Genomic DNA, 5,093 nt, shown 5'->3' on the forward strand with positions numbered 1-5,093 from the left:
CCTGGAGGGCCTGGTCGCCGCGCCGTCCCTGGGCGATGCCGAACTCGACCTTGGCTCCGGCCTTGAGCGTCGTGGTGCCCTCGGGCAGCGCGTCGGAGTGGACGTAGACGTCCGGCCCGTCCTCCTGCGACAGGAAGCCGAAGCCCTTGTCGACGTCGAACCACTTCACCTTGCCACTGGGCACGGTCTGACCTCTTCTTCTGACGTTGGTCGCGACGGTGGTCGCGAGTGCGGGCAAACTCTAGGCCGAGCCCACAACCGGCCGCCAACCGATTGACCTCAGTCCTGGCTGAGGGCCTCGTTGAGGGAGCCCGAGCGGAAGCCGCGGGGGTCGAGATCGGCGACGTCGAAGCCGACCGCGAGGACGGCGTCGAGGACGCGTCGGCGTACGACGCCGTCCGCCAGCGGGCCGTCGAGCAACCCTGCGTCGACCTCGATCGAGGCCCGCTCCCCCAGGTCGCGCACGCGCAGGTCTCGGGCGTCGAGGCCGGCCTTGGCCAACGCAGCCCGCACTCCTGCCTCGGCCCGCTCGACGCGCGCGAGGCGGTGGGGCGTCACCTCGATGCCGTAGGCGACCCGGGACGAGAGGCAGGCCGCCGCGGGCTTGTCCCACGTCGGCAGGCCCCAGCGACGGGAGGCGCGGCGGACGTCCTCCTTGGTCAACCCGGCATCGAGCAGCGGCGTGACCGCGCCCCGCTCGGCGGCCGCGCGGATGCCGGGTCGGAACCCGGCAACCGCGTCGTCGGCATTGGTGCCGGTGGCGACCTGGGCGATGCCACGCACGCTGGCGAGCGGACCGAGGGTCTCGATAAGCTCGGCCTTGCAGAAGTAGCAGCGCTCGCCCGAGTTGGCGCGATAGCCCTCGCGGTCCATCTCGTGGGTGCGCGGGGTGAGCACCTCGACGCCGAGCGAGGTCGCGAAGTCCCGCGCCGGGTTGCGCTCGATGGCCGGCAGCGAGTCGGAGTAGCCGGTGCCGGCGACGACGCGGTCCGGCCCGAGCGTGCGTACGGCGGCCGCCAGCAGCAGCGAGCTGTCGGCGCCACCGCTGAAGGCGACCAGCACGGAGCCGAGCCCGAGCAGTCGCTCCTCCAGGGCCGCCAGCCGCAGGTCGAGGACGTGCTCGTCGAGCCAGGCCGGGAAGTCGTCGAGGGTGTCGAGCACGACGTGGGTACCGGCCGCGAGCAGCTCCTCGCGGGTGCAGCCGCCGGTGAGCACCGAGACACTGACGACCCCGGCCGCCCGGGCACCTTCCACGTCGTGGATGTGGTCACCCACGTAGACCGAGGCGCCCTCCCTGATCAGCGCTGCGGCCTTGCCGACGCCCCAGACCGTGCCCTCGAGGTGGTCGACGTCGAGCCCGAGGTGGTCGACGTGCAGCTGCGCGTTCCGCGCGAACTTGCCGGTCACGACCACGGTGCGACCGCCGTGGCGGCGCACGGCGGCGAGGGCCTCGTGAGCGCCGGCAAGCACCGGCACCGGGGTGATCGAATGGTCGACGTAGAGCTCACGGAAGCGGTCGATGGCGGGGCCGATCGCCTCCGGAGCGAGATGCGGAGCGAGCATCAGATCGAGCGGCGGGCCGAGGTTCGAGATGAGGCTCCCCACCGGAAAGGCCACCCCGAGCTCGGCGCCGAGCGCCTCGAGCGTCGCCGCGAATCCCGGCACGGTGTCGATCAGGGTCATGTCCAGGTCGAACCCCACCACGACTGAGGGGGCGGGCGGCGACATGGGGCCAGCGTAGGTCCCCGGTGAGTGCGCCTTTGATTCCCCCCGCGCCGGCTGACACCATGGAGGGTTCCGCGACACAATGGAACGCTCTGACCTGCGACAACGACCCGAGGACCGAGGTGGCATCGATCGTGACGACGCATCGAGCGCTGACTCGAGCGGCGCGCCTGCTGCTGACGGGCGTCGTCGCCGTAGTCGCCCTGACCACGGCCCCCGGCCACGCCGCCGACGACGGTGCGACGAGCCTGCACCTCGTGACCCTCACCGGGTCCGGCACCTCCTCCACCTCGAGCGGCGCCGGCACCCAGGCCGAGGTCGCCGCCCTTCTCGCCCGCCAGGACGCCGTCCTGGCCAGCATCGACTCCCCCGAGACGACCTACCGCTGGACCACGGCGCTCAACGGATTCGCCGTCGAGCTCACCGCCGACCAGGTGTCCGCCCTCGAGGCCAACGGTGCTGTGGAGAGCGTCGAGGCCAACTCGGTGCGACCGATGGCCGGCCGGATCACGTCCACCGGCGCCCAGGCCGCGCAGCTGGCCCGGCCCCGCGGGGACACCGGCCGGGGTGGCTCCGGGGTCGTCATCGGCTTCGTCGACTCCGGCCTCGCGCCCGGCTCACCGTTGTTCGCCGATGTGCCTGGCCTGGACAGCAGCCCGGCGGACTATGCGGGTGAGTGCACGACCGGCGAGGGCTGGCCCGCCTCGGCGTGCAACCGCAAGGTCGTCGGCGCCGGGTGGTGGGTGGCCGGCTTCGGCGCCGACCGCATCCGCTCCTCCGAGCGCCTCTCGCCCCTCGACGCGGTCGGCCATGGCACGCAGGTCGCCTCGGTGGCGGCCGGCAACTCCGACGTCTCGGTCCGGATGAACGGCCGCACCATGGGCAACTTCGGCGGCGTCGCACCCCGCGCCCGGGTCGCGCCCTACAAGGCCTGCTGGGCGGCCCCCGACCCCGCCGACGACGGCTGCGCGACGGCCGACCTCGTCTCCGCGATCGACCGCGCGACCGCGGACGGTGTGGACGTCCTCAACGTCGCCGTGGCCGGGCCCTCGTCGATCGACACGGTCGAGCGGGCCCTGCTGGGTGCTGCCGAGGCCGACATCGTCGTGATCGGCGCCGCCGGCAACGCGGGGCGTTCGGCCGTCGCCGGCCACTCCTCTCCGTGGGTCACCACGGTCGGCGCCACCCGTGGCAGCACGTTGCGCGGCCAGGTCTCGGTGGTGCGCGGTCCCCGGCTCAGCGGTGCCAGCCGCTCTCGCCGGGCCCTGGGACCGCTCCGCCTCGTGCTCGGCGCCGACGTCGCCGCCGCCGGCGCCCGACCCGGCGAGGCCCGCCAGTGTCGACCCGGCTCGCGGCACGCGAGCGGGGTCGCCGACCGAGCCGTGGTGTGCGTGGGCGGCGGCATCGGCCGAGTCGACAAGTCCCAGGCCGTCGCGCAGGCCGACGGGGTCGCGATGGTGCTGGTCAACGACCGGCCGGGCGCCGTCACCGACGACTTCCACAGTGTCCCGACGGTCCAGCTGAGCGAGCGCGACGGCCGGCGGCTCATCGGCTGGGCCGGTCGTCACCGGCGCACCGTGGTCCGCATCGCCGGCATCGACCCCGCGCGCACTGCCGCACGGGCCGCCGGCTGGTCGGCTTCCGGCGACTCGCGGTCCACGCTCCTCAAGCCGGACGTCGTCGCTCTCGGGGAGGGCGTGCTCGGCGCCGTACCCGGCTCGTGGGCGTTGTTCTCCGGTACCTCAGCGGCAACGGCACGCGTCAGCGGTCTCGCCGCTCTGCTGCGCGCCGAGCACCACTGGTCGGCGCCGGTGGTCCGGTCCGTGCTCACCACTACCGCGCGACCGCTCGCCGGTGCTGCGACCCTGACGCAAGGGGCCGGGCAGGTGGGCGACCTGCGGAGGCCGGGGCTGGCCCTCGACGTACGCACCGCCGACTACCGACGGGCCCTGGACGGCCTGTCGTGGCGCGACCTGAACGTCTCCTCGCTCGTGATGCGAGGTGGTGGTACGGCGACCCGGAGGGTCACCAATCTCGGGTCCCGCGCGGAGTACTTCTCCGCCCACGCAGTCGGCTTCGCTCGACACCGGGTCACGACGACGCCGCTCGCGCTGCGGCTCGCGCCGGGTGAGACGGCCACGGTCCGCATCATCGTGACCGGTCCGGCCGGCCCCACCAGGCTCGACGACGGGTGGATCGTCTGGCGTGGCGCACGCGGCTCCCTGACTCGCGTCCCGGTCGCGATCACTCGCTAGGCGCCGCTCAGGCCTCGCGGCGTACGGACATCTGCCGGTCGCCGAAGGAGACGGTGTCGCCGTCGAGAAGAGTGGCGGGCTTCCCCGCCGTCAGCGGTCGCGAGACGCCCTGCCGGATCAGCAGCGACCCGTTGGTCGAGCCGCGGTCCATGACGACGAGGACACCGTCGGGCGCGGGGCCGAACTGGGCATGGGTCTTGGAGACGGACATGTCGGCCGAGATCAGGGGAACGAGGTGGTGCACCTGTTCCCCGGACCGTGGCTCGGGCCGGCGACCGACCAGGGCCAGTCCCTCGACGACGAACGTCTCGCCGTTGTCGAAGGTCACCCGCCACCGCGGGCCGGAGGGCGGCGCTCCCGGCACCGACCTGACGGCGGTCCGGCCGTCGTCGTCCGGCGGACGCGTCGGCCCGGCACTGGGCTGGACGACAGGCAGACCGCTCGCAGGACGCGGTGCCGGTGGTACCGGTGGTGCCGGTGCCGGTGGTGCCTGCTCCGGGACCGGCGTGCGGCGCGTCGACTGCTCCGGGTTGACCCGGCGCGGCGGTGCCGGCGGCTCGACCGGCGGCGCCGGGATCAACCGCATCGCGGTCAGGTTGACGACGTGTCGTGGGCCGTCGTCCACCTCCTCGACCTCGGGATCGACAGGCCGCACGTCCACGACGACCGAGTGAGCGAGGTGGTCGTGCCAGCCGCGCCGCTGCCGGCCGCTGTCCTCGACGGCAGTCCAGGCCAGGGTCGCAAGACCGAGCGCGAAGGTCGGGACCGACGCCAGCGCCAGCACCGCTGATCGCACCAGCGACCTGCCGACGCCGATGGGGGTGCCGGTGCCGTGGTGGACCACCCGCAGCCCGACCATCGCCTTGCCCGGGGTGTTGCCGTTGATGCCGACCACGACGGCGAGGACGAGCCACCCGAGCACCATGACTCCGGCGCCCACGGCCAGCGCCCACCACAGGTCGTCGAGGACGAACCAGGCACCGAGGCCCGCCGCCGCCACCACGGTCCAGCCGATCAGCCGATCGATGAAGAACGCGTAGAAGCGGCGTTCGAGCTCGGGGATGGGGTAGGTCGCGGCTGCCCGCTGCTCGGTCACGGTCGGTCCCGGCGCAC

Annotated in this window: 4 protein-coding genes; 1 reads left to right on the top strand and 3 read right to left on the bottom strand. The window is 73.6% G+C overall.

Features of this window, described 5'->3' with window-relative positions; genetic code table 11:
- Together RMO85_RS02480 and RMO85_RS02485 are read right to left on the bottom strand one after the other, a co-directional pair.
- The coding region (locus RMO85_RS02480) for a cold shock domain-containing protein (RefSeq protein WP_310526271.1) at positions 1–184 on the bottom strand (184 nt) is incomplete at its 3' end.
- Positions 185–279: 95 nt separating this feature from the next.
- Positions 280–1,728, bottom strand: a complete 1,449-nt coding sequence (locus RMO85_RS02485; protein ID WP_310526272.1) for an HAD hydrolase-like protein — start codon at positions 1,726–1,728, stop codon at positions 280–282.
- A 131-nt stretch (positions 1,729–1,859) separates the two neighbouring features.
- On the opposite strand from RMO85_RS02485, the gene RMO85_RS02490 reads away from it, so the two are divergent.
- Positions 1,860–3,980 carry a S8 family serine peptidase gene (locus RMO85_RS02490; RefSeq protein WP_310526273.1) on the top strand — a complete coding sequence of 707 codons (2,121 nt, stop codon included), beginning with the start codon at positions 1,860–1,862 and terminating at the stop codon, positions 3,978–3,980.
- A gap of 7 nt (positions 3,981–3,987) precedes the next feature.
- On the opposite strand, the gene RMO85_RS02495 is transcribed toward RMO85_RS02490, so the two are convergent.
- Positions 3,988–5,093 (bottom strand): RDD family protein (locus tag RMO85_RS02495; RefSeq protein WP_310526275.1); only part of this gene is annotated, 1,106 nt, incomplete at its 5' end.

The sequence above is a fragment of the Nocardioides sp. genome (assembly GCF_031422975.1).
GTDB lineage: Bacteria > Actinomycetota > Actinomycetes > Propionibacteriales > Nocardioidaceae > Nocardioides.

What these genes read in the sequence shown, in the direction of transcription:
- RMO85_RS02485 (WP_310526272.1), bottom strand. Translation starts at nt 1,728, where the DNA reads ATGTCGCCGCCCGCCCCCTCAGTCGTGGTGGGGTTCGACCTGGACATG.